The 25,649-nt window shown below is 42.3% G+C and carries 21 protein-coding genes and 1 pseudogene; 14 read left to right on the forward strand and 8 right to left on the reverse strand.

Annotation, left to right across the window (positions count from 1 at the left end; all coding sequences use genetic code 11):
* Window positions 1-26 precede the first annotated feature (26 nt).
* Window positions 27-710, forward strand: a complete 684-nt coding sequence (locus tag FN831_RS00150; protein ID WP_142526181.1) for a DUF4397 domain-containing protein — start codon at window positions 27-29, stop codon at window positions 708-710.
* Between the two features lie 439 nt (window positions 711-1,149).
* Entirely contained in the window at window positions 1,150-2,727 is a 1,578-nt protein-coding gene (locus FN831_RS00155; RefSeq protein ID WP_142526182.1) for an ATP-binding protein, read from the forward strand.
* A gap of 123 nt (window positions 2,728-2,850) precedes the next feature.
* Here FN831_RS00155 and FN831_RS00160 read toward each other — a convergent pair whose 3' ends face one another.
* Window positions 2,851-3,207 carry a response regulator gene (locus FN831_RS00160; RefSeq protein ID WP_142526183.1) on the reverse strand — a complete coding sequence of 119 codons (357 nt, stop codon included), beginning with the start codon at window positions 3,205-3,207 and terminating at the stop codon, window positions 2,851-2,853.
* A gap of 112 nt (window positions 3,208-3,319) precedes the next feature.
* Here FN831_RS00160 and FN831_RS00165 point away from each other — a divergent pair, with 112 nt between their 5' ends.
* The gene (locus FN831_RS00165) at window positions 3,320-4,168 is read left to right on the forward strand and encodes a PQQ-dependent sugar dehydrogenase (RefSeq protein ID WP_262711868.1); all 849 of its coding nucleotides are present in this window, start codon (window positions 3,320-3,322) and stop codon (window positions 4,166-4,168) included.
* A gap of 240 nt (window positions 4,169-4,408) precedes the next feature.
* Here FN831_RS00165 and FN831_RS00170 read toward each other — a convergent pair whose 3' ends face one another.
* Genes FN831_RS00170 through FN831_RS00180 form a run of 3 tightly spaced genes read right to left on the reverse strand, consistent with a single transcriptional unit; the run spans window position 4,409 to window position 9,849 of the window.
* Window positions 4,409-7,606, reverse strand: coding sequence for an error-prone DNA polymerase (locus tag FN831_RS00170; RefSeq protein ID WP_142526185.1), 3,198 nt, complete (start codon window positions 7,604-7,606; stop codon window positions 4,409-4,411).
* Between the two features lie 9 nt (window positions 7,607-7,615).
* Window positions 7,616-9,124 (reverse strand): Y-family DNA polymerase, encoded by a 1,509-nt coding sequence (locus FN831_RS00175; protein WP_142526186.1) that lies wholly within the window; start codon window positions 9,122-9,124, stop codon window positions 7,616-7,618.
* Window positions 9,125-9,129: 5 nt separating this feature from the next.
* The gene (locus FN831_RS00180) at window positions 9,130-9,849 is read right to left on the reverse strand and encodes an ImuA family protein (protein ID WP_221931223.1); all 720 of its coding nucleotides are present in this window, start codon (window positions 9,847-9,849) and stop codon (window positions 9,130-9,132) included.
* Window positions 9,850-10,684: 835 nt separating this feature from the next.
* Between FN831_RS00180 and FN831_RS00185 the strand changes: the two genes are divergently transcribed.
* Window positions 10,685-11,212 carry a hypothetical protein gene (locus FN831_RS00185; protein ID WP_142526188.1) on the forward strand — a complete coding sequence of 176 codons (528 nt, stop codon included), beginning with the start codon at window positions 10,685-10,687 and terminating at the stop codon, window positions 11,210-11,212.
* A 355-nt stretch (window positions 11,213-11,567) separates the two neighbouring features.
* Window positions 11,568-12,068 (forward strand): DUF6705 family protein, encoded by a 501-nt coding sequence (locus FN831_RS00190; RefSeq protein ID WP_142526189.1) that lies wholly within the window; start codon window positions 11,568-11,570, stop codon window positions 12,066-12,068.
* Window positions 12,069-13,074: 1,006 nt separating this feature from the next.
* Here the strand turns inward: FN831_RS00190 and FN831_RS00195 are convergent.
* A complete protein-coding gene (locus FN831_RS00195; RefSeq protein ID WP_142526190.1) occupies window positions 13,075-13,773 on the reverse strand; it encodes a hypothetical protein in 699 nt (232 codons plus the stop codon).
* A 1,004-nt stretch (window positions 13,774-14,777) separates the two neighbouring features.
* Here FN831_RS00195 and FN831_RS28230 point away from each other — a divergent pair.
* The 6 genes from FN831_RS28230 to FN831_RS00220 all read left to right on the forward strand — a co-directional run bounded on the left by FN831_RS28230 (window position 14,778) and on the right by FN831_RS00220 (window position 20,121).
* Entirely contained in the window at window positions 14,778-14,903 is a 126-nt protein-coding gene (locus tag FN831_RS28230) for a hypothetical protein (RefSeq protein WP_262711863.1), read from the forward strand.
* Between the two features lie 305 nt (window positions 14,904-15,208).
* Window positions 15,209-16,069 (forward strand): helix-turn-helix domain-containing protein, encoded by an 861-nt coding sequence (locus FN831_RS00200; protein WP_142526191.1) that lies wholly within the window; start codon window positions 15,209-15,211, stop codon window positions 16,067-16,069.
* A 65-nt stretch (window positions 16,070-16,134) separates the two neighbouring features.
* Entirely contained in the window at window positions 16,135-16,998 is an 864-nt protein-coding gene (locus tag FN831_RS00205) for an aldo/keto reductase (RefSeq protein ID WP_142526192.1), read from the forward strand.
* A gap of 255 nt (window positions 16,999-17,253) precedes the next feature.
* Window positions 17,254-18,027, forward strand: a complete 774-nt coding sequence (locus FN831_RS00210; RefSeq protein ID WP_142526193.1) for an SDR family NAD(P)-dependent oxidoreductase — start codon at window positions 17,254-17,256, stop codon at window positions 18,025-18,027.
* Between the two features lie 91 nt (window positions 18,028-18,118).
* Complete coding sequence (locus FN831_RS00215; RefSeq protein WP_142526194.1) at window positions 18,119-19,030, forward strand: helix-turn-helix domain-containing protein; 912 nt, start codon at window positions 18,119-18,121, stop codon at window positions 19,028-19,030.
* Between the two features lie 542 nt (window positions 19,031-19,572).
* Window positions 19,573-20,121, forward strand: coding sequence for an alcohol dehydrogenase catalytic domain-containing protein (locus tag FN831_RS00220; protein WP_142526195.1), 549 nt, complete (start codon window positions 19,573-19,575; stop codon window positions 20,119-20,121).
* Window positions 20,122-20,262: 141 nt separating this feature from the next.
* Here FN831_RS00220 and FN831_RS00225 read toward each other — a convergent pair whose 3' ends face one another.
* From FN831_RS00225 to FN831_RS00235, 3 genes and pseudogenes are all read right to left on the reverse strand, one after another.
* A complete protein-coding gene (locus tag FN831_RS00225) occupies window positions 20,263-21,150 on the reverse strand; it encodes an NmrA family NAD(P)-binding protein (RefSeq protein WP_142526196.1) in 888 nt (295 codons plus the stop codon).
* 28 nt (window positions 21,151-21,178) lie between these two features.
* Window positions 21,179-22,242: pseudogene (locus FN831_RS00230) on the reverse strand (alkene reductase).
* A 79-nt stretch (window positions 22,243-22,321) separates the two neighbouring features.
* Complete coding sequence (locus FN831_RS00235; RefSeq protein ID WP_142526197.1) at window positions 22,322-23,305, reverse strand: helix-turn-helix transcriptional regulator; 984 nt, start codon at window positions 23,303-23,305, stop codon at window positions 22,322-22,324.
* 616 nt (window positions 23,306-23,921) lie between these two features.
* Here FN831_RS00235 and FN831_RS00240 point away from each other — a divergent pair.
* The 3 genes from FN831_RS00240 (at window position 23,922) to FN831_RS00250 (ending at window position 25,647) form a co-directional block, all read left to right on the forward strand.
* Window positions 23,922-24,452: an STM3941 family protein gene (locus FN831_RS00240; RefSeq protein WP_142526198.1), complete on the forward strand. Its 531-nt coding sequence runs from the start codon at window positions 23,922-23,924 to the stop codon at window positions 24,450-24,452.
* Between the two features lie 434 nt (window positions 24,453-24,886).
* Window positions 24,887-25,219, forward strand: coding sequence for a hypothetical protein (locus tag FN831_RS00245; RefSeq protein WP_142526199.1), 333 nt, complete (start codon window positions 24,887-24,889; stop codon window positions 25,217-25,219).
* A 122-nt stretch (window positions 25,220-25,341) separates the two neighbouring features.
* Window positions 25,342-25,647 carry a hypothetical protein gene (locus FN831_RS00250; RefSeq protein WP_142526200.1) on the forward strand — a complete coding sequence of 102 codons (306 nt, stop codon included), beginning with the start codon at window positions 25,342-25,344 and terminating at the stop codon, window positions 25,645-25,647.
* The last annotated feature ends 2 nt before the right edge of the window (window positions 25,648-25,649 follow it).

Here is a 25,649-nt window from a genome sequence, read left to right on the forward strand (position 1 = left end):
ATTATTAAATATTTAAATATATTACCATGAAAATATCAGGAACAAACAGAAATGTATTTATGGCTTTCGCCCTAATTTTAATCGCATTCATTTCATCTTGTGAGAAAAATGACGTCGACGACTCAGGCCAATTCAGGCTGAAGGTGGTAAACGCCTCGCCTACCGCTGGTCCACAAACCTTTACACTAGCAGGTACCTTGCTGGTCAGCAACGGTTTGAACTATCAGGAAACATCAGACTATTTGACTAGTCCATCCGGAACAAGGTTGGTAGCAGAATACAAAAATGTGGGAACAAACACTGTATACGCGTCTGGTGAAATCTGGACGGCAAACAACATCACCCAAACCGTATACCTGGCTGGGCAGGGTTCTAAGGCAAGGGTTAAAGTGTTTAAGGACGATCTTGCTGCACCAAACAATAACCAAGTGAAAGTGAAGTTTATATATTTTAGTGACAACGGCCCTTCCGTTGTAAAGTTAGAAAGTGGTTCCGGGGACGACCTGGTAAGCAGTTTGCCTAGAAATGAAGACAGCGGATATAAGTATGTTGCGGCCGGCAACTTTAGCGTACAGATCAAAAGTATAACCGGAAACAGCAATTCGAATAGTTTCATCATTCCGGGATTACAGGCCGGAAAAATATACACCATTTATTTTACTGATGCTGCTGATGGCAGTATGGTAGCGAATACCGTGTTACATAACTAACACTGATCAGCAAAAAGTTCGTTCAAGCAGCGTCTGCATAATCGTGCAAGCGCTGCTTTGTGTTCAATATCTTTGTTCAAGCAGACCGTTGGATTTTCTATTCTCATCATAAGCCTTCTGTTAGTCCAAATCTCCGTACTTTTGCTCACCGCGTCCGAACAACTCGAAGTTGTCAAAGAAGATGTAAGTAAGTGCGACCTTGACTATGTGTGTAAACGAGCAGTGGAAGAATGAATGCTGTGAAGCCTAAATACCCCCTTAAGGAGTATGACAAGAAAATGCCGAACAGTATCTACTGATAAGGACGTATTGTTTTATTTAAATGCTCACTAGCTGTGAGGTATATTTTCTCTGTAAATATTATTTTAACCTTTATTGATTTTGGTCATGTTGAATATTTATATATTTTAGTGATACCTAAATCATAATACAGTTCGAAATGCACCACTTATCTAACCCGTCATCATTATTGAGCGTACTTAATGAATCAGAAGTAGCAACTGCGATTTATGAGGACCAGGAAATTATAATTCGGTTTGCCAATCAAGCTATGATTAAGTTCTGGGGTAAAGATCAAAGTATTATAGGTAAAGCCCTTGAAGATGGTGTTCCTGAACTTCGCGGGCAACCCTTTAAACGGATGTTACAGCAAGTCTTGCTTACAGGAATTACAGATGAAGGTGTTATACCGGCTACAACAATGGTTAGTGGAAGGTTGCAAACAGCATATTACGAATACCAATATAAGCCCATATTCAATGCGGATGGTATACCATATTGCATTATACACACTGCAAAAGATGTTACAAAGTTATATGTGGCAGAAGAAGAAAACCAAAGTTTAACTAATCACCTATCTGTAATAAATGAAGAACTAACTGCTACAAATGAAGAATTACTCTCTGCAAATGACAGCTATGCAATTTCACAAAGGCAATTAAACTCAACTATTATACAACTTGAAGAAAGTGAAATTGCGCTTAGATTGGCTATTGAGGCTGCAAACTTTGGAACTTGGCACATACATTCGATCACTAGGGAGTTCATCACCTCAGCAAGATTGAGGGAACTTTTCGGATTTAACCATGATGATGAAATCACTATTGAAGATGCTATAGCACAAATCACTCCTGACTATCGTGAGTATGTTACGATAGAACTTGAGAATGCTATATATAATGGTGGGGATTATGATGTTACTTATCCAGTTATTGGCTACGGTGATCAAAGGCGCAGATGGTTAAGAGCTATAGGTAACTTGAAAAAACATGTATCCGGTGAATATTCTTCATTTACTGGAGTCGTTATGGACATCACGGAACAAAAGGAAGATGATCAGCGAAAGAATGATTTTATTGCGATGGTTAGTCACGAGTTAAAGACTCCTGTTACCTCGCTTAATGCTTATATACAATTGCTCCACAGGCAGGCATTGAAAAAAGGCGATGAATTTGCACTAGGAGCCTTAGAAAAGTCATTGAAACAAGTTAAGAAAATGACGGCAATGATTAATGGATTCTTAAATGTTTCGCGATTCGAATCCGGAAAGATACACCTAGATCAGCAAACATTTGATCTCGCTATATTAGTAAAAGTGGTTGAAGATGAGATAATGCTATTGGTAAATACTCACAACATTTACTTCGCTCCAATAATGGAAACTATCGTTTTCGGGGATCGAGAGAAGATAAGTCAAGTGATTATGAACCTTATAAGCAATGCAGTAAAATATTCGCCTCCTGGATCGACGATTCAAGTGTCCTGTGTATATGCTAACAACAATGCAGTACTTGGCGTTAAAGACAAAGGCATAGGTGTCAAACCTGAAGATAGAGATCGCTTATTTGACAGATATTATAGAGTTGAAAATGAAAAGACGAAGCATGTATCTGGTTTTGGTATAGGGCTTTACTTGTGCGCTGAGATCATTAAAGAACATGGTGGTAAGATTTGGGTAGAAAGCAGTTATGGCAAAGGGTCAGAGTTTCGATTTAGTTTGCCAATAGGTAACGTATAAGGAGACAATACAGTGAAATGATGAAAATGAATTAAAATTAATTTTGAAAATTGCGATACAAAGGCAAAAGATCATAATCACTATCGTTTCTTTACAAAGAAACATATAGCCAGATGGGTATTCTTATAATGGCAATAATTCTTTAACGCATGAAGTCAGATCATCAATGTCAAATGGCTTGCTAATGCATGCATCTGCATGACAACTTACAGCGGTCTCGTTTAAGTTGTTCCCAGCAGACATAAGAATTATTGGAATGCAAGCAGTTACTGTAACACTTTTGAGTTGCATACAAATATCGTGTCCAGTTTGGCCGCGCAAATAATTATCCAGAATAATTAGATCTGGTAATTCGTCTTTTGGATCAAGTTCAATCATACCGGGCTTAGTAAGTACGTTGTAACCTTCCTCAGTCAGAATCATGTTCATCACATTCCGGATTTCCTCATCATCCTCTATAATCAATATACTTTTCTTCATTATTACGAAACGACATTGTTTTAATGAATTTAAGATTAATTTATTAAACACATGTTCTTTGTAAGATAATTGTTATAAAAATGATTTTGACTGTAGCTGTATAGCAACCGAACTGTCGCGCACCACGAGCTATGAGGGCAAGATCCTCCGGTTTAACATTGAACCAGACACTGACCCTGGAGTGTATGATAAATGGCTGCTTAATGATAATCCTTTTAATACCACCAGACAAAGTGCGGTGTGGTCCCTTGGTCACAGGAACCGTCAGGGCCTCGCCTCTGCTGTAATCAATGGACAGGAAATGATTTATTCTACTGAACATGGTCCTTATTCCGACGACGAGATTAACCTGATCGAGAGAGGCTGCAACTACGGACATCCGCTCGTTATTGGATATGCGGACGGAAACTATGATGGCTTTGCAGCTTCCGTATCAACAAATAAAGCGCTTCCGCGTATTTGGCATACCACGTACCTATTAATTGACAGTGAAGTACGGAACGCAAGGGCGATAGGTCCAAACTACAGTAATCCGATTGTCAGCCTCGATCCCGCACCTAAGGAGACGATGAATAAACACTTCCAGTCAATCATTTCCAACAAAGAAGATCAGGAATGGAATTCTTATGCCCCTTCAAGTATAGCGGTATACACTTCCTCAGCTATTCCGGGCTGGAAAAATTCTGTACTCATTCCTACCTTAAAAGGTGGAGCGCTGTTGCGGATTAAACTTGATACCTCCGGAAAAAAGGCTGCAGGTAATATTTACAGTTATGTAAAAGGAAATGTTCGCTACAGGGATATTGCCATTTCTCCGGATGGACTGAAAATTTATCTGGCTGTAGATAGTTCTTCGGTGAGCTCGGGACCATCAAAAGAGAATCCACAGCAAATATCCTATCGGGGATGCATCATAGAACTGTCCTACAAAGGATTGTATAAAGAGCCAGCAAAATTATAAGTGTATGGTATAAATCAGAGCAAATCTTACTATCAAGTGTATTGGTTACAATCATTAAAAATCTTTGCAATCCATATGACTTATAGCGAATTCAGGACCACCCAAGCTACCTGCGATTTATCAATTTGGCTTGTTTCTATATTGCCTTAGATTTAATTTTTCGCCCATTGATCTCCCGCCATTCAGGTAAGACAGCAGCTCAATTTTAACAATAAGTTTAGGATTCCGTACGTCAGAATACTATTTAAAATTCCTGCCCCCGTGAAAGGCTTGCTTTGATGCATCCTGCCGTACCTGCGTGCGTTTATCTTGTGCCTGGAATGGCACGGCATCGTCATCCAGTTCTTTTTCAACGAGCTTGCCAAGCATTTTCGTCAGATCGATACATTTGCTGACGATGACGTGGACGACTTCCTTTTCACGCTGCAATCTCCCTTCTACCATTAATAACTTCGCGTGTAATATTTCCTTCCGGTACTTCTCAAAAAGTTTCTCGAAAACCACCAGGTTGCTGAAACCAGTTTCATCTTCGATAGTGATAAAACACACCCCTCCTGCTGTACCGGGGCGCTGCCGCACCAAAACTAATCCTGCAACTTTTACAAGCTGCCCATGCCCTGCATCCTCGTTGATCTGCTTACAGGAAAGAATACGTAACATCTCAAGCTGGCTCCGCACAAAACTTACCGGATGGGCTTTAAGGGACAAACCCATAGTTGCATAATCCTGAACCACATGTTCTCCTTTGCTCATCAGCGGAAGTTCTACCTGTGTTTCCAGCACACTTTCCGAAGGCTGCCCTTTAAACAGTTCTTCCGGCATATCCTGCAAGGCAGAAACTTCCCAAAGTGCCTTCCTCCGGTCCATACCGATGGAACGAAAAGCATCGGCATCTGCCAGACGCTCAAGTGTTGTAATAGAAATGCCTGCATTCCGCAGGGCGGCTATACTTTGGTAATTGTTCCCACGACCCTTGACCAGCAAGGCGATCTCTTCTTCCCTGATGCCACTAATTTGCCGGAAACCTAAACGTATCGCACGATACTTTCCCGATTGCTCTTCCAGTTGGTTATCCCATAGCGAATAATTGATATCCACCTCCCTGACCACTACAGTATGTTTCTTAGCGTCAATCACGATTTGTGCAGGCTGATAGAATCCCATCGGCATACTGTTGAGCAGTGCAGTGGCAAAAGCATCCGGAAAGTAATGTTTTAACCAGCAGGAGACATACACAAGCAGTGCGAAGCTTGCCGCATGGCTTTCGGGAAAACCATAGCTCCCGAAACCTTCCAGCTGCTTAAAGATCCGCTTCGCAAATTCCTCGGTATAGCCTTTGGCCAGCATGCCGTCGATCAGCTTTTTCTCAAAATGGTTCACCAGTCCCTTGAACTTGAAAGTGGCCATGCTGCGCCGCAGTCCATCCGCCTCGGCTGGTGTAAATCCTGCAGCAACAATCGCGATTTTCATCGCCTGTTCCTGGAAAAGCGGTACGCCCAGCGTCCTGCCCAGAATTTCTTCCAGTTCCTTTGATGGATAACTAACAGGCTCTTCGTTGTTTCGTCTTCTGAGATAAGGATGCACCATATCACCCAGTATCGGACCGGGCCTCACGATCGCCACTTCGATCACCAGATCATAGAAACTCTTTGGCCTCAGGCGCGGCAGCATAGACATCTGTGCGCGGCTTTCAATCTGGAATACCCCCAGAGTATCTGCTGCACTGATCATTTTATATACATCAGGATCATCCTGCGGAATATTTGCCAGTGTTAGATTAAGGCCGTAATGGTCGCGACACAGATCAAAAGCTTTACGGATGCAGGTGAGCATGCCCAATGCCAGCACATCGACCTTTAAAAATCCCAGATCATCAATATCATCCTTGTTCCATTCGATATTGGTTCTGTCCTCCATCCTTGCATTCAGGATCGGACACAAATCGGTAAGCTTCCCATTGGTTACGACGAATCCGCCTGTATGCTGGCCCAGCTGCCTCGGAAAACCCATCATCTGTGACGTCAGTTCCAGGGTTTTCTTTAAATGGGGATCGTCGGGATTGAGCCCCTGCTCGATTAAGCGCTCTTTCTCGAACCACTCATCGGTATGTTGCCATAATGAAGCAGACAGCCTGTTGATCGTATCTACGGAAAGTCCCATCGCTTTGCCTACATCCCGGATGGCTCCTTTCTGATGTTGCTGCGTAACGGTAGCGACGATAGCCGCGCGGTCACGCCCGTACTTGTTATAAATATACTGGATGATCTCCTCACGCCGCTCATGCTCAAAATCCACATCAATATCCGGTGGCTCATTACGGGCAGGAGAAATAAAACGTTCAAAGAGCAGGTCAAACTTCATCGGGTTCACGGAAGTCACCCCCAGACAAAAACAGATTGCTGAATTGGCCGCGGAGCCTCTCCCCTGGCAAAGAATCCCGCGGCTGCGTGCTTCCCTCACAATGTCTTCTACAAAAAGAAAATAGTTCGCGTAATCCATCTGTTTGACGAAAGCCATTTCATGATTGACCATTGTGACCACCTTTTCAGGTATCGTTTCTCCATAGAATTCATGGGCGCCTTTCCAGGTGAGGTATTCCAGTTCTTCCAGAGGCGACCTCCCGCTTTTGTTGATCTCTTCGGGATAGACGTATTTGAGCTCATCCAGTGAGAAGGTACATGCTTCAGAGATCCGCAGCGTATTTTCAATTACCCCGGGATATTTCCTGAAGAGCCTTTGTACTTCTTCCACAGGTTTGAAATAACGTTCTGCATTTTGGTGCAGGCGGAACCCGGCCTCCTGGATGGTGCATTTCTCCCGTACACAGCTCAGGATATCCTGCAGCTCCCTGCGTGAGGGATCGTGGTAATGGACATCGCCCGTGGCGACTACAGGAATATCCAGTTTTTCTGCCAGCTGGCTGACCCGGAAGATCAGCTTGTCGTCATTGCCCAGATAAGTCCGGCTTGCAGCGAGGTATAACTGTTGCCCCAGCGCCTCACGGTACTGCGCAATGGCGCTGACAAATTCCTGTTCAAACTGAAAACGCCTGTCGAGCACACCCGGCATCACCGCTACAAACAACATCCCTTTGGCATGTTCGTATACATCCTGGCGTGAGATATGGCAGGACCCTTTCTCCGCACGCAGATTCCCTAAGGTCAGCAAGGCCGACAAACGCGCGTAAGCCTCCTGATCAGTAGGGTAAGCCAGCAAACTTGGCCCGTCCAGTAAATCCAGCCTGCAGGCGGGGATCAGCTTGATGCTCTTTTCCCTGCAGGCGGAATGCGCTCTCACGATTCCGGCGAGGGTATTCCGGTCGGTGATCGCTATCTTTTGATAACCCAAAGCCTCCGCACGTTCCACCAGCTCATTTGCATGAGATGCCCCACGCAAAAAACTGAAATTTGAAGTTACCTGTAATTCACTGTATCCCATACCCCAGTCCTAAGCAAAAAAACCATGTATAAACCATTTGTATTTCTTTTCGACGCCATAATGGCCCGAACGGAACAGCCAGTAACGCTGCCCCTTGTCGTCCTCTACTTGGTAGTAATCGCGGTGTTCACCTTCATCCAGCCACCACTCCCGTTCGATCCGTTCCGGCCCGTCTGCTTTGGCCACCTGATGCTGCACACCTTTGTAGATAAAGAATTTTGGCGGATGATCCGGGATCAGCGCCATCACCTCTATTGGGTCAGGCTGTCTGAGCAATTCCGTTGGCCGGGGCCTGCTGGTACTCCAGTCGGCCACAGGCTTTTCGCTCAGTGATACCGCTCCCTTGATGGAACGCTCAGGCCAGTAGCGCGTCGCAGGCAGATAACGATGAATGGCCGAAGCGCCTACTTTTCCTGCTACCCTGTCCAGCAGCTGCGTAACACTTTGATCATCCAGTCCCGGGGTAGCCGTCCACATTGCTCCCTGCGGAACTTCTACATCTCCCGTTTTTGGTGCATCCAGAATGAAAAGCTCAATGCCCAGCCCTGGTTTGATCTGGTCGATTTTTAACTGAAAGAGCTTGAACAAATGACTGACGCTGTGCGTTGCCGCACTGGTACCTATTGCGATCTGGACCATCTTCCCATCGATCCTGTGCCCGGTCAGGATACCTGTGCGTAAACCTTTACCTTCTTCCTGCAGCCGTTTACACATACATTCCAGCAGTTTCGTGATCGCGATCTCAATGCCTGTCCGTGTTTTGATGGGTTCCAGGCAGGACAATCTTTCCTGAAAAGGCAGGACAGGCTGAAGCGGAGTTAACACCTCCTCTTCGGTACCAATCGCCTGGGCGAGCCGCAGCAGGAAAGCTTCCCCAAAGCGCCTGCGGAGTACGGAGCGCGGCATCCCTATAAAAGTTTTGATCTGGGAGAAGCCGAGCTTGCGCAATTTCATAATCAGCGCATCATCCAGCCTCAGCGCTTCCGGCGGAAGTGAAAGCAAGGCCTCCGTATGTCCGCCAGGCTGGATCAATGGCGTCCGTTTGCCCCAGCGCGACACCGCCCAGGCAGCACCAGTTGTATCAGCCATAGCCAGCCTTACCGTATAGCCTTTGCTTTTAAATTTGGTAATGATCTCTTTGATATATTCACGTTCTCCGCCCCAGAGATGTGTGCAGCCGCTGACATCCAGCAGTAAGCTGTCCATGCCAAACTCATCTATTGAAACGATGGGCGCATACCTGATGCACCAGTCTCCAAGTCCGCGAAGCAGCTGTGCAGGTCGTCCCGGTTTATCATCAAGGATTTCCAGCCCGGCACAGATCGCCTTTGCATCCGCTGCGCGCATTCCTTTTTCGATCCCCGCTTCATGGGCGAGCTGACTCACCGAGGTGATGATTTTGCGACCGTGATCAGCAGCGGCAAACACAAAAGGTACCGCAGCCAGTTCGGGACGGCGGATCAGCTGCCAGTCGGCCAGCAAGTGGCAAAACCATATGGAAACAAAACGTTTTTGCATGATCCTTATCCAAATTTAAGACCCTCCTGTTCAGGTAATGTTTCATATTTCCTGCTCTGTTCGATTTCCTCAAATCTGTCTCCCGCCCATTCCATCACGTAACTGCCGGGATTCCCGTTGCGCACTTTTAACAGGTCCACCTGCCACCGCGGAAAGCCAAGGCCGGGCATCCCTTCTTCGGTTACACTGGGCAAGGGGCTGATCTGCCAGCGGGCAGTAGCTACTGTACTGGCAGTTTTTCTTCCATCCTTGCGGAGGATAAAACCTGTTACTCCGCTACTTTCCACCGCAAGCTGCAGGCGACGGGATTCAATGAGGCTGATTTCATTCAGTTCTGCTACGACAGCAGCTAATCCTTCACATTTGAGGGCTTCTTCGGTAATCCAGAGGGCTTCTCTTTCTGTGTTGACATCTATAAAGATAATCCGTTCGGGCGCCACGTTAAAAGTGCTCAGGGATGCAGGGAAAAGCCGGCGGGAAGTGCTGACCCATACACATGCGGCACCATCCTCCATTAAGGAAGCAAGGACCCCCGCAATGAAACCATCACTCGCTGCTGCGTCCTCGGGAATAACTGTAATGAATTCATGGATGGCTCTTTTTGGAAACACGCCACCGGGAAAAGCAGATTCAATTGTGCCAAGCCCTATCTTGCCGCAGGCAGAGGCTGAAGTAGTCTTATAACCTTGCCACTGGAGGATATCTTGCTGTAACCTATGTATCAAATCTCTTTTAGCCTCCATAACTCCCGGCACCCGCCTAACTATTTAGTTTAGTAAAATGTTACTACAACAAACATAGTGCTAAAATATTTAGCATTAATGTAATGTTGATAACTCTAGGAAATTTGTGGATAAGGAGGACTTTTTTCATAGCACATCTATGATTCTACATTGATGAATAACTCATTGCTGTAGTATACTTGCGCTTCAATTTAGAAAATAAAACTACCTCACAGTGCTACCTCTATTTATTTAAGAAAATATTAGTAATTATATAACACGCCATCCAGGTTATTATACTTATATTCACAATGATTAAAGCTTTAGTAAAACTATATAAGGAGTGTAATTTGTAAATGACCAAATATTTAAAACTATGAATTATGAAAGATCGCAAATAGGCTGGTTATGATCGCCTTATTTACAATAATACCAATGCAGATTTCCTATTCCTATTTTAAACAGGGCTCTTCCCAGCTGCCAACATTGGTTTATATTTTATTAACAATAATCATGATAGCACATGCCAGGCTTGTTAATTTTCACCAGCTATTTATTTATAAAAAATGACCGGGAGTATTATTTTGCCGATTACTATCCTGAGCAGTTAACTGTAACGGGTAAACAATTGTCCCTTATAATTTGAGTATTGAAGATTCATACGCTCTTGCCTGGAGCGGAGTCCAGGATTCAGCGGCATGGACACAGGCTGATAAAGACACTCCTTTCCGGCTTAGTGACACAGGTGTTTCATTAACAAAAGAAGAAATAAAACAACATAATATTAAATATAAGGATTATGCAGCATATCAGGTTGGGCAATCATTATGTCAATAAGATGAAAAGACTGTTGTTCTTAACAATCATATATTCATCGTTTTTATTGAAACCTAACATTTCAGTCGCTCAAAGATTTGATTCAGCTCCCCTGTTCGACATTTTAAAGAAAACTGCAGATAGTACAATCATTTTTTCCTACATCGGGATAGTGTATGAATATCCTGATTACTATATGATAACCAAAACCGGTGACACTGTTAATATGTACACCTACAAATATAAAAATCTTATTGAACCATCTTCGAAAGTAATTGTCCCTAAAGCTATGAATAAGCTGATTACACATCGAAACTTGATGATGATGATGCAGGAACCACCTGATATCAATGCTTTGTTTGAAGTGAAAATAGCTGAGAAAGGTACATTCAATAACTTGTGGAATGAATTGGCAAAAGAGCAGATCTGGAAGATCAGGGATGATGTTCTTGACGGTGAGGGATGCCAAGCATTGGTGATGAAAAACAACCTCATTACATATATGATGGAGGCGGTCTGTTTTTTAAACTTATTACCAGGGATAAAGTAAAAGACTTAAGATTTTATGCACCTCATCATTTTGAAAAATATTGCCCGGGTCGCGCCGGGAGGATTTCAGCAATCAAAATCGAGAATATAATTAAAAATTATTTCGTTGCCGCTGGTGAAAAAGACTTCGGCGTACTAAAAAAGCATACTCCCCTATTTAGAAATTGATGTTGAACAACCATGATCTCTTGTTTCCGCCGACTGTCAAATAATGGAAGTTAAATTGCAATGTCAAGGGATTGATAAAATATATTTATCCGAAAGTTCGAAACTACTTACATATAATTCCTCAACATATCACGGTCAAACTACTCCGTGCCCATAATTAAGCTAGATATCATACAAAATAAAAAACCATGAAAAAATTATTATTTGCATTGTTGCTAACAACGTTTAATATTTCTTTATTTGCGCAAGTAAAACCATATCAACCTAATCCTGTACTTGATAAATTTCTAGGCACATGGGTTGCTCAAACGGGTAAAAAAAAGATAACAATTACCATAAGAAAGGTACAGCAACCAGTTTTAGATTCTAAATTTGACATATTAGAGGGTGATGTGTCGTATAATGATGAGGTATTAGATAAATCAATCACACCTGTTTTAACTTCAGGATTTAACTATGCAAGGAGTGGTAAAATCTTTCAAGACAAGGTGTTTTTCAATTTTTATGATAAAATAAAAAAGAAACGGGGTAGATTAACACTGATCCTTTCCGAAACAAATCCTAATAAATTTAATGTGAGCTTAGCAGAGGATAGACATTTCAGCGTTAATACTTCTTCCACTCCGGATAGAAAAGTAGAACCAGGATTTACATTGCTTACAGGTTCTACTTTTTACAAAAAGCTATAAATTTGATCAACAATTTAATCACGGATAGCTACGGTTTTCAAAAAATGGAATTAATAGGCAAATACCATACTTTTAAAATTTTATTGTAAAGAACCAGATTGAGGCACACCATACACCAAAAGTTTTGTATCCAACGTAGTTGTATTACGAATCATTTTGTATACAAATGCTATTTAACAGTAAGTATACCATTGCCAGAGATAAGATTATCAGTTGTCATTCCTTGAATCTTTATGTATTGTTTGATGTTTCGGGTACCAGTCAGTTTAAGCACGATCGAAATGAAACCACAGAGATGAGGGGTAAGGTCGTACAAAACGAATACACAATTTATGTTTTCACAATCACAAAACATATTTTTATTTACGTTTACCGGGCCTACAACGAACTTGGTATTAGTTCAAACCGAACTAAGCAAATGCATTTATAACAACAAACCCCAAACAATTGTGTCAATGATGCGAAAGATTTTATTAACCACTTCAATTTTGTTATCACTCATCGCGAGCGTGCAGAGCCAGCAACTTAAAAAACCGACTCTTTATTTATATTTCGACTCTTCCAATACCAGTTTATATTATAAAGATCACGAAAAAACCACAATAAAAGTGAAAGGTAAACGCGTTCCTTATATGTATGAAACCTATCATTTTAAAATTCTGTCCGAGAATGTCAAGTGGGTAGCATTCGTAAATGATCATCTAGAAAATTACAAAATTGTAGATAGCCTATTTCTAAAAAAATATGCCGTTGCGATCAATGATATCAAAAACGCATCAAAAATTAGATTTGACACCTACGATAAGAGAAGGTTTCCTTATAACAAACTATATATAATAGAGTTAGGCTCAATGAATAAGTATAAGCTGTTCGAAGTGCGGACTATGCTGGATTCCAATTATTAATGATTAGCAATTGACCTGCCTGATCACCTGACTTAATATCTGATAAAGGACTTTGCCATAGTCTAAATGAAATAATTGTCACAAGAATAAATTGAACTTGTCTAATTGGCTCGTTTACCAACTCTGAAAGCACCTGAGAAGTATTTCATCCTCTCTCTATAGTACTCTAAAGGCTCCGTCTCCAGATATTCCTTGGACAGGTCAATTCGATTTTCATCTGACGCGGCATTATATATGTCAAAGAAACTATTAATTTTAATATTCGCACGTTTTAAATCCTCTGATAACAGGATAATCCAATCCGCGAAAGAAACAAAATCATCTTTCTTAATTCCCATACTTGCCATGATGTTTATTATATTGAATTCAAAATCGCTTGAGCTGGCAAGTCCTTGTTTGATGTGCCATTCAATATACCAACTGAGTGCATAACTCCTATCGTTTTCACGGTAATCTGTTGTGTGTAAGAACGAAATGATGTATGGCATCACCTCATTTATTCGGTTAAGTTTTTCACCACAATTTATTGCACTAGCTACTAAGGCGTCATAACCCATCGTGGTAGGTGGATTCTCCCTCATCAACCTCAAGTCTAATTCCAGAGCGTTCTCAACCAAATGGTTTTGCAAGTAAATGGTACTCATAAAACTTTCACAACCAAATTTGATGGAACTATAATCCTCTCTTCCTTGGTATTTTTGAGAAAAAACATGAAGTCTATCAATATCGAGAAGCGCAAATTTATTGCCAATTATATCCATAACAAGCACTTCCAATTCCTGTTTCCAATCTGATTTCATTATATCATTTATGACGTTGTAAAAAATTATTTAGAGTGTTTAAAAATCATTACTAATTTACTGATTTACCTTGTTAATGTTCTTCAGGTGATGCCAGGTTTATGAGGTCGTTTCCGTCCATGCAAATAGGATCTTATTCAAATAGTTCTGTAGTCAAGAGATTCTTTCCTAATAGCCATAAATTTGGTGTATGCATACTGAACTTCCCGATCAGCCCTAACAATCAGTTGCTTTGTAATTGCTGAGCTAAAATATAGTGCACATTGACAGTAAAAATATCCTCCTACAATGTGGCTTCATATATATTTATTAATGAGCAGGAGCAAACTAACTAACTCAGTCTCCTGGCGTTTGCGGAGAAGCTTGAAATCAGCAAATTGAGGCGGCACAAGAGCTATCAGAAAACAAGACTTATTAAAAAAATCTCCGTAAAAGATTTCCAAATTATTACTAATTTTCAATAACTTAGGGTTATGAAAACAAATCGCTGGTACAATTTTTTCAAAAGTAAGACTTACGCAACAATTTGGTATATTTATTTTATACTCTCGATTCTATATATTATACTGTTCAGTTAGTTCACAGTAGCTACCTGTACATTTCATAGGCAGGTACTAACTTATCAAACTAAATCTTTAACTGAAAAATAGATGATTTGAGTTAAACAAACTTGAGGTCCATGATCCCAGACTGTATGACAGTTCGGACAGCTTAAGGAATTTATTGATCTTCGGCCACAAGTAATGTCAAGCTTGCAATTGTCAGTAACCGTGCTAACAGATTCTGACGTTTTATTTCCTTAAATCTCCCCACGCGTACATGCAAATAGGAGACATAACGCCAACCTATTAAGCTTACTTTTATTGACGATAAAACCATTCGAGGGTGTATTAAAAAAAGCATGCAACTTATTGACTGTAATCTATCCCAAAACTGCTGCTAACCCTGTTTTATATTAGCATGTTTACGGCATCACTTTTAGCACCATCATTCAATCTAAAATTATGAAAACTGATCAGTTGAACAATGAACCCGAGGAACTAACCACTTCTCTAAATTTTGACATTACTGACCGGCAGAAACTGAAGCTGATGAACGTTAGAATGATGACTTCCATTATGCGGAAATAATTCCTGATAAGAATGGCAATGACGATGATGGAGACTCTGCATTCGGCGACGACGGGTCTTCCAGTACGCCTCGGCTGGTGTGAAACCTGCAGCAACAATAACAAATTTCATCGCCTGCTCAGGCCCTGATTTCGATTGGCTATACAGATTATCCTTTCATTACTAAAGCTTCGCAATGCTTTTCAGGACACCTGCATGGAATCTCAAAACGGACAAACTCAGCATTGGCAGATTAATGTCTTGATTTCACATCATATTCCGCTTTTTATTTTGGTTTGAAAAGTATAAATTTGATAGTGAAGGCAATGGAATTCAAAAAAGATGAAGGTCAGTTCAAGGTAGCAGCAATCGGAGAAAACCAATGTACGCTTGAATCTTACAGCAGGAGGGAATTTTTCAAAATCGGAGTGATCACCGAGGGATTCCCTTTTGAATTACAGTACGGTTCATTATCCAGGATCAAGGTCGACAAACCCTGCCTGGTATTGATCAATCCAAAGATTCCTCATGCCTGGAACGTTGCTGACAAGACCTTACAGGTAACTGGATATTTCTGTGTTTTTAATGATGCGTTTATCAGGACAAATCCCCAGTTATCGGCCATGTCTGACAGGCTGCTTAATAGCCAGGGGTTCCCGGTTTATTTCCCCGTTGAAGGTAGCATGCACTTTCTGATCACTCTTTTTGCCCGGCTTCGGTTGGCAGCTGATCAGGAATACTCGCAAAAAACTGATCTGTTCAGAAGTAATTTGAATTTGATCTTTCATGAAGCCAATCAAATGCGTAATGTAAGGGAACAACCAGAAAGCGGACCCTCACGGATTGCAAATGCGTTTATGAATTTACTCAGCACGCAATTCCCTGTCGATCTTCCCTTGCAGCCAATCAAACTTAGAAGCCCTGCTGACTATGCAGACATGTTAGCCGTACATGTGAACCATCTAAATAAAGCGGTTCAAAAGGCAACCGGTAAATCAACTACCGTATGTATCAATGAAAAGATATTTGCAGAAGCCCAATCTTTACTAGCCTATACACTTTATAGTGTTGCCGATATCTCAGCCGGCCTGGGATTTGAATATCAAAGCTACTTTAATCGCTTTTTCAAAAAACATGCTGGTGTAGCACCTACGTATTACCGTAAGACGATTGAAATGTATAAATAATGCATTGAATAGTTTACAATGGATAAGCCGTTGAACCTATATTTTTGACTGATTTAAAATACAGTATGAAAAACAACGCAGATCTAAAAACAACTTTTGAACTGGGCGGTGATCTTGAGATCAATCGCTTAGGTTATGGAGCTATGCGGATTACCGGACCTATGTTATCTGGGATGCCGGAAAACCCGCAAAACTCAATCGATGTAGTCAGAAAAGCTGTCGAACTGGGCGTTAACTTTATTGACACAGCCGACGCCTATGGCCCCTTCACTTCTGAAGAGCTCATCCGCGATGCCTTATTCCCATACAGCAAAGACGTCACAATCGGTACCAAAGGCGGCCTGGTTCGTTTCGGAGCGCATGTGGATTTTAACCATGATGCGAGTCCCCAGCATCTGCATGATGCATTGGATGGGAGTTTAAGACGACTGAAACTTGACCATATCGAACTTTATCAGTTACACCGGATTGACCCTAAAGTTCCCGCAGAAATTACGTTTGAATTTCTGGCAAAAGCGCAACAAGCCGGTAAAATCAGGCACCTGGGCTTGTCTGAAGTCTCTGTCGAGGACATTCAACTTGCCCGGAAATACTTTAAAGTAGCATCTGTACAAAACCGTTACAGCGTACTTGATCGTAAATGGGAACCGGTATTAGAGTATACTGAATCTCAGGGAATCGCATTCATCCCCTGGTTTCCAATCGGCGGCGGAACTACAGCCGAGAGCAGCAAACTTCAGCAGGCCGCAGATAGAAAAAGGGTTAGCACGCATCAACTTGCACTTAGCTGGCTGCTACATCGCGCCGACAATATCCTACTGATTCCGGGAACATCAAGTATCGCCCATCTGGAAGAGAATATGCGCAGTTTAGATATTCGAATAACCACTGAGGAAATGAATGATTTAAACGCGCTGTCGGAAGTTTAGTTTGTCTGAAGAATTCTGAGGATTTTAAGTAATTCGTCAAAGAAAAGCTTTTCGGGCTGCAATCTCCATCCACCTGCCAACATTGCGATTCCTGAATTTAGTCTAGGCAAAGGCTGTTATGAAAGATTTATAACAGCCTTTGCTCAAAAAAAACTGACTCTACTTTCATTTAGGTTATGGATGTCCTTGGTTCGGTTAGTTTTGTCATCCGGCAACTCCCTACTTTCGTTTTATCTATTAATTAGTTATTATAGTATGGAAAATCACGAAAAAAAAACTAACAGTAACCAGCCAGTCGCTTTAGTAACCGGGGCCAATCAGGGTATAGGGTATCAAATTGCAAAAGCACTTGCAGAAGAGGGCTATGTGGTATATATTGGGTCCCGCAACTTAAATAATGGTAATAAAGCTGCCTCAGAGATAGGCTTCAACACATACGCTTTAGAACTTGATGTTACAGATAAAATAATCATCGAGGGAGCAGTAAAGCAAATCGAAGACAAACATGGTTACCTTAATCTTCTTGTTAATAATGCAGCGATCTCTAATGCTGGAAAGCAGGGCCGGTCGACGGAGGAAATTAAAGCAGCAAGAAATGCAAGCACGGCATCAATTGATGATGTGAGGACCGTTTGGGAGACCAATGTATTTGGTGTGATCAGCGTTACGCAGGCAATGTTGCCTTTATTATGGAAAGCAAATGATGCCCGCATTGTCAATGTGTCGAGCGCAGCAGGGTCATTAACCTGGATATCCGATCCGAACTGCTGGGCACGGGAAACGTTTGGCATCGTCTATTCGGCTTCTAAGACAGCTTTGAATGCTGTAACGATGGCATTCGCAATAGAACTGGAGAAACATAACATCAAAGTAAATGCAGTCAGTCCAGGTTATACTGCAACAGCATTGAACAATTTTGAAGGGACAGATACTGTTGAAGTCGGTTCACGGGAACCTATCCGCGTGGCTTTGGAAACGAATGGTCCAACCGGTACTTTCACCGGCCCTGATGGCATACTCCCCTGGTAATCATCTTTTTTTATAAATCAATTTCAATTTTGACCGGTCAATGAAAATAGGATTGGTCATTATTGTTAATTTTGAATATTGGCAAAACGAAATGAATAAAGAAGTCAAACTGGATACAATTGCAGGGATTCATAGGGCATATAACCTGCCCGGCCCCGCCCATCCACTAATTACGATGCTGGATTTCTCAGACAACTCTCTTAAAATGTGTGGAAAGCTGGAAAGTCATGTCCTGAACTTTTATAAAATTTTATTGGTAACCAGGTACAGCGGAAAGTTCATTTATGGCCAGGGTTATTACGATTTTGACGAGGGGAGTATGCTATTCGCTGCGCCAAAACAGCTTGTAGGAAGCACAGGAAATTTTGCTGACCATCAAGGTTATTCTTTATTAATTCACCCGGATTTCCTCCTCGGTTATCCCCTGGTAAGAAAGATTAAACAGCTGGGCTTCTTTTCATATGCCGCAAACGAAGCCCTTCATCTCTCTGAACAGGAAAAGGCAACTATTGCATCGATCTATAATATCATCCGCAATGAACTCAATAGCAGAATTGATGATTTTAGCCATGAGGTAATCATCGCGCAAATCGAGCTACTGTTAAGTTATGCCAAACGCTTTTACAAACGCCAGTTTCTTACCCGGAAAGTTATCAGTAATGACTTACTGGAAAAATTGGAGGATTTATTGGAGCAATATTTTAACGAAAAAAACACCTCTTCGCAGGGCATCCCTACTGTTCAGTTTATTGCTGATAAGTTGAACTATACCTCTAATTACCTGAGCGATATGCTACGCGCACTCACAGGTCTTAACGCTCAGCAACATATACATCTCAAGCTGATTGAAAGGTCCAAGGAATTGTTAACAACAACCGACAAAGCGATTAATGAAGTGGCTTTTCAGTTAGGCTTTGAATACCCACAATCTTTCACCAGACTGTTCAAGATTAAAACTAAAATGTCTCCCCTTCAATTTAGATCACAGTTTAAACAACATTGATATCATCGAAATTGGGGCTTGTTTCCTGCTGCCAGATATATTTTTACATAAGCAGGCCTGTCGGTGATTGATTTTCGTGGTCACTCTGAAACCATGTTCTATTTTCACTCAGAGGTTAATACAGGTTTATACTACCCCCCTGCCTTTATAACGCTGTTTCCCTTTGTAAATGCAGCAGTACTCACTACTAATTCTCCACATAGCTCATTTGCGTTTCTGCCATTTTGATGTTCTTTTATTGCTTTTACAAGAAGAGCAAAGCCCGCAATTTGCTTCCATTTAGAGCCCTGAGGAAAGCTTACAAGACCTATCTTACCATTAACCAGCCTGTATGTGCGGCAGATTTACACCCCCAATTGAACCTGATCATGAGAATTAAGATGAATTGTTCTACATCGCATACCTTTTCAGCAATCTCTTACTAAAAGTTTGTTCATGTTTCCTGATGAATTTATTTTGAAGCCGGCAATCAGCTTAAGATAATCGGCATTCACGTTAAATTTGGCACCATAAGCTTGCAGACCTTTGGAAAAAAAGAAATTATGAAAGCAATAAGAATCTTTGAGTACGGCGAACCTGAGGTCATGAAAATTGTAGAAGTTGAACGCCCTACCCGCAAACCTGACGAAATCCTGGTGAAAGTTTATTCGGCAAGTATAAACCCTGCTGATTACATCATACGCCGCGGAGGAAACGAGGGGCTGAAGCCTCTTTTGAAATTACCGATGGCCGTGGGCATTGATTGTGCGGGAATTGTCAAAGAAGTTGGTAGTGAGCTAACCTTGTTCAAAAACGGCGACCGGGTGTATGGTGTACCAAACTATCTGGACGGCAGCTATACGGAGTACCTTGCAGCGAAAGCCGACCAGTTTGCCCTGATGCCGGACACCCTTAACTACAACGAAGCGGCATCTCTGCCAGCCTGCGCACGCATGGCATGGAGCGGTATGGTTGAAAAAGCAAAGGTAAAAGTAATTTATCGATTGACCGACCTGGGTCAGACGACTATTCCCATGCTGCTTGCCGTGAACGATTGGGGGAAGCAACTCGCCAAAGAAAGCGGTGAGATTTTAGGTAACCTGCAAGTTTAAAACTCTGAACAATATTGTTTTAACAAACTCGTCAAGGACTGCTTTTGTTGCAGCCATAACGGAATACCTTTTATTAAGGCAGCAACTCGCTCAAGGCACTTTGATCTCCCTCTCTTTTAAGTTGCTGCCGGTAAAATGATATTAAGCTCGGGTGTACCTGTTTTTGAATTCCTCCGCAAACTGTTCCAGCTTGACCTTTCCTATCACATTGCGGTCTGTGTTGAAGAAATCGTTCATGATAAGGCCATTTTGCACGCCCTGACCCATTTCTACGATCAGGCCAACTAACTCCGCCGACATACCGGTAGACAGCATGCCTTGTTTCAGCTGCTCATCTGGTATCGCCGTCCATGTAAGTTCAGGTTTGCCTATAGCTTTGCCAAACAATGCAGCAAGCTGATCACCGGTTGCTACGTCGCTTACCACATATTTCACTTCAAAACCATCTCCTATAGCCTGCAGCGCCTCAGCTATTGCCGAAGCCAGATCATCGGGGTGCGTTAACGCCAGCCTGATATCTCCGCTGTAGTTATTACCAAATACGTTCCGGCTTTTGATCTGGGGAATGTCCCTCAGAAAATTAACATAAAAAAATCCGGAGCGAATGACGGTTACATTAACACCATTAAGCTGGCGGAAGATATTTTCGACCCGGTGAACGCCTTGCACCGGGCCATTGCCTGACTCTGCATCTGCTCCCACGCTGCTTAACAACACTACCCGGTTGATGCCTGCTGCTTTGATAGCATCAGCATAAGCCTGACCAGCATCTGCGATGTTTTGTATAAAGTTGCTGGTGCCGATGGATGGCGGCATCATGGTGTACACGGCATCAGCACCGCTGAATGCCCGGGTAAGAAACGATGCATCGCTGATGGAACCTACGGCAGCTTTAGCGCCTAAAGCTTCAATATCGCTTACTTTGTCATCCTTGGTAGTGATGACGGTAACTTCATGACCGGCTGCGATCAGTTGTTTTACTAATGGTTGGGCTATATTTCCTAATGAGCCTGTTGTGGTAATCTTCATGGTTATGTATGTTTTAAAAGTTAAATGATCAGTTCAATTCCGGGTAATCGGTGTAGCCCTGTTCGCCGGGCGTATATAGAGTGTTATAGTCCGGCTCGTTTAGGGGTTCGTTTTTTTCTATCCTCCTCATGAAATCGGGATTGGCCAAAAAACTTCTCCCAAAGGCCACCAGGTCGGCCGGTCCATCCTGTAACATTGTCTCAGCTGTTTCGGCAGTAAGGCCGTTACAATAAATAATGGTGTTTGTAAAAGCTTCGCGAATCGCGTTATGTGTCTTTTGCGGGATACCAGGGTTGTTAGAGATGTGGAGGTATGCAATACCCAGTCGGTTTAATTCCTGGGCCAGGTAAACATAAGTATCGTGCACTTCGCTTTCTTCGTATGGAAGCATACCGTTAGTTGTCAGAAATGGCGACAAGCGAATACCAACTTTATTGGCACCGATCTTTTTCGAGGTTTTATGCGCGATCTCTAATATTACCCGGCTACGGTTCTTTATAGAACCCCCATAGTTGTCTGTGCGGTTATTTGCGTGCGGGTTAAGCGATTGGTCCAGCAGGTACCATGTGCACCATGCAGTTCCACGCCGTCAAAACCGGCGGCCATGGCATTTTCTGCAGCGCGAACATGATCGTCAATAATGCGTTGTATACCAGCAGTATCCAACGCTTTAGGCGCCGAATATTCATACATACCCGTTTCGGTGTAGATCTCACCGGCAGCCTGGCTGTCCGACATACCGACCACCTGGTAACCTTCAGGCAAGTTGCTGCTATGCGCTACACGGCCGGTATGCATGAGTTGAAGAAAAATTTTAGAACCACCCTCGTGCACGGCATTGGTCACCAGTTTCCAGCCTTCTGCCTGTGCCTCAGAGAAAATACCTGGAATACGCGGATAACCTAAACCTTCCGGACTTGGCGAGGTACCTTCGGTAACAATAAGCCCGGCACCCGACCGCTGCTTATAGTAAGTGGCCATTAGTTTATTGGGAATGTTATCGATGGCGCGACTACGGGTCATGGGCGCCATCACCACATGATTCTTTAATTGTAAGGTGCCTTTGATATACGGCTGAAATAACTTTTTCATTTTGTAGTATTTTTGTTTACACTACAAAGTTGCCGCTAACTGCCGCCTGAAAATAGCAGCAAAAGACAGAAAAACAGTCTTATCTGGCAGAACCGTATTTTTTGGGCTTTAGTCCGTAATGCCTTTCGAACAATCGGCTGAAGTGACTAAGATTGGTAAAGCCTAATTCATAACCAACTTCGGCAACGGATCGCTTGCCCTGTTTAAGCAAAAAAGCAGCTTCCTCCATGCGCGCCTGTTGAAAATAATTATAGATGGTATCGCCAAAGGCTTGTTTAAAAAGTTGTTTCAGTTTGGTCTCGCTCATGGCGGCGATCCCAGCTAACTCATACAACACAGGCGGCGTGCTCAGATCGCTCAACACCTCGTTACGGATATGCAGCAACCTGGCAGCATCGGCACTGTTGATGTTCTGATACGGTATGCTTTCTCGTTTCGATAACCTTTCAAATAGCAGGTAAAGCAGTTCCTGCACCTTGATGTGCATATAAAAATAGCTCAGGCCATTTTTTATTTCCACTGCGCCTAAATTCTTCTGCAGCAGGCGAATTTCTGCTGTCATCTTTTCCAGGAAAAGAAACGAATTGCCACTGCCTGTAATGTTTTCAATAGTTGTGTTATGTTCTTGTAGGGCAATCAAGTTTTTTAAGTATGCTGGAGAGATAGCAATAACCATGTAATGGATCATGTAACCTGCGGGAAAGCGGATGGTAGAATCGAGATCATTGGAGGTAACCTGAATAGCCGATTCATCCCGTTCGGAAAACTGGATATGGGATCCGGTACCGTAAGTGATACCCAGCGGCTGTTCGTTGCTGTAAAAGAAGATGGTGATCAATTCATTTCCCTGGCCGGAAGCATTACGCTTGATGATCAGGTCTTCCTTCAGTAAATAGTGGTGCAGGGTTACCTTAAACTCCGGCCCAAAAGAAAGTTTGCGAATAAATCCATCCCCCAATTGTAGGGGAATAACCATCATATCATTCTCTACCGTTGCGCCGATATGCCGCGCGAAGTAGGTCATGAAGTCGAAATCCTGTGTGGCGTTGAAGCTGAAGATCAATGCAGGTATATTTTGCCTTAAAAATACAAATTAAAATAGATATTGCTCATTACTGTCAGTTTGCTGGATAGGATCATCATATTGGAGCTGCAAGATAAACATACAGGGCATGTCAGAGCTGATAACACCAGATCGCTCAATATTTATAAAAAATGGGTTTCGAAATCCGCACCGGAATGATCATATACATTCCTGGTAATCAGTATTTTTAAGATTTTGTATTGATCTCTTTACCATCGAAAAAATGAAAGCTGGCCCAGGCTGATTCCGGGAACCCATCGTAAGCCGTCAGTTCCGGTGTTTCCTTAAAGGAACCATAGGGTAAATATTAATGTTCTTCAGCAAATAACAAAATTCAATCCATAGTACGAAGTGATTCGTACATTTTTGTAACCATCGCCCTGTTCTACATGTCCTTCTGATTTGCCAGTGAATAGGCCCAGAGATATTAAGCGGGTAATTGCATCAAAGTATTGTGTGGATCTATAGATCTGAAGAGTGAACCTCGTTACAGTCTTGTTATGCTATGTATTTGCCAGATAGAGGAATTACTTCGGCTTGATATTTGATTGGGGACATCACTTTATTATCAGATTTACCCCTATACAATTAATTAATGGAATTTTACAGAAACAAAAAGAAATCGGTTAACCTTATTCTTGTATGCACAGGCATACTCGCTCTCCTGATAGTGATGTTCATCTACAGCATTGGCACATTCGACGGAAGACTAAGTATTAAACTTGCAGCGCTATCAGGAATATCCGGAATTATCCTGGTCATAATAATTGCAAAAAAATTATATAACCTCACAGATAATTCTCCCTTACTTGTGCTCAGTCCTGAAGGTATCACCGCTAAAGTTACGGCTGTAGCCAAAGCTGCAGGATTGATCTACTGGAAGGATATCATTAACATTACTATGGGCAATGTGGGAGGAGACACGTTGATCACACTTACTGTTGATAAACCAAAGAAATATATTCCAACTATAAAAAAGAAGTTATCTGCAATGGTCGTTAATGGTATTGAGGATCCAGATGGAAATTTACCAATTCACCTGACAGCAGCTGAACTAGACATAACTGCTCAGGAACTAATGAATGTGATTAATACCTACAGGAGCCAACTTCAGAACACGCAATAATTTGCAGGCTATTTGCCTATCATGACTTAATACACCCAACTGCTGTACCGGGATGCTGCCGCGTTAAAACCAATCCTGCAACTTTTGCCGCCTCTCTATTTACTGCATGCATAGCGGGATACATAAATACGTGGATCTACCAAAATAAAGAAACCGCATGAGAAGACATTTTGTATCCTTTCGCATACAATTTAATGCGCACAGCGCTGTTATAAGGCATTGAGTTAATACGTTTTTTTATAAGTATTGCTACGTGAACCATTCTGGATATATACTTCAATTACCCCTGACCGCCTGCAGTGATAATTTCATTTCCATTCCCTGCTGTATTTAGATGCCGATATCAACATAATCTGTCCTAATGTTGCTGCTACCCTATTTTTTGTTGGCGTTTTTACGGCATCGCTTTTGGCATCATCATTCAAACTAAAATTATGAAAACTGATCAATTAAACAACGAACCCGGGGAACTAACCAGATCTCTTAATTTTAATGTTACTAACCCGGCAGAAACTGAGGCTGACGGAAGAGAAGATGATGACTTCCATTATGCAGAAATAATTCCTGATGAGAAGGGCAGCGACGATGATGAGGACGGGGCCTCTGCATTCGGCGGCGACGGGTCTTCCAGCAGTGACGAGGAATCTTCCAAAAGCGATGACCTGGATGATGCGGAAGATCTGGATGATACTGATACTGAAAGTCCGGATGAAGTATCAAATGAAGATGATGCATTGGAAAATGAATCACTGGACGAGGAGCTTTAGCATTTATTTGAAATCAATATGCGTAACAGCAACGCATATTGATTTCAAATCCGTCGTACCGACTAGCCTTTATTTTGGTTTAAGTAATTACCGCACAGCACATTTATAAACAGCATTTGCCCATGAAGCTCTCCATAATTTCATTACTATTACTTGTCTCCATCATCAGCCGCGCACAAATACCTGTTAATGAAAGAGATGTCAATTTTGACCTGCGCATTGTTGCAGATAAACTCAGCGACCCCTGGTCGATTGTTATTGCACCCGATCAATATATCTGGGCTACTGAAGCAAAAGGGTACAGGGTGCTGCGGATCAATCCTTCAAATGGGGAAAAGCAACAATTGCTGGATTTGAATAGTGAAAAGAACTTTGGGCGTTATGATAAAATTCCTGACCATATTGACCACGGTAAACCCTGGCCGTAGGG

This window comes from Pedobacter westerhofensis (assembly GCF_900182595.1).
GTDB classification, from domain to species: Bacteria; Bacteroidota; Bacteroidia; order Sphingobacteriales; family Sphingobacteriaceae; genus Pedobacter; species Pedobacter westerhofensis.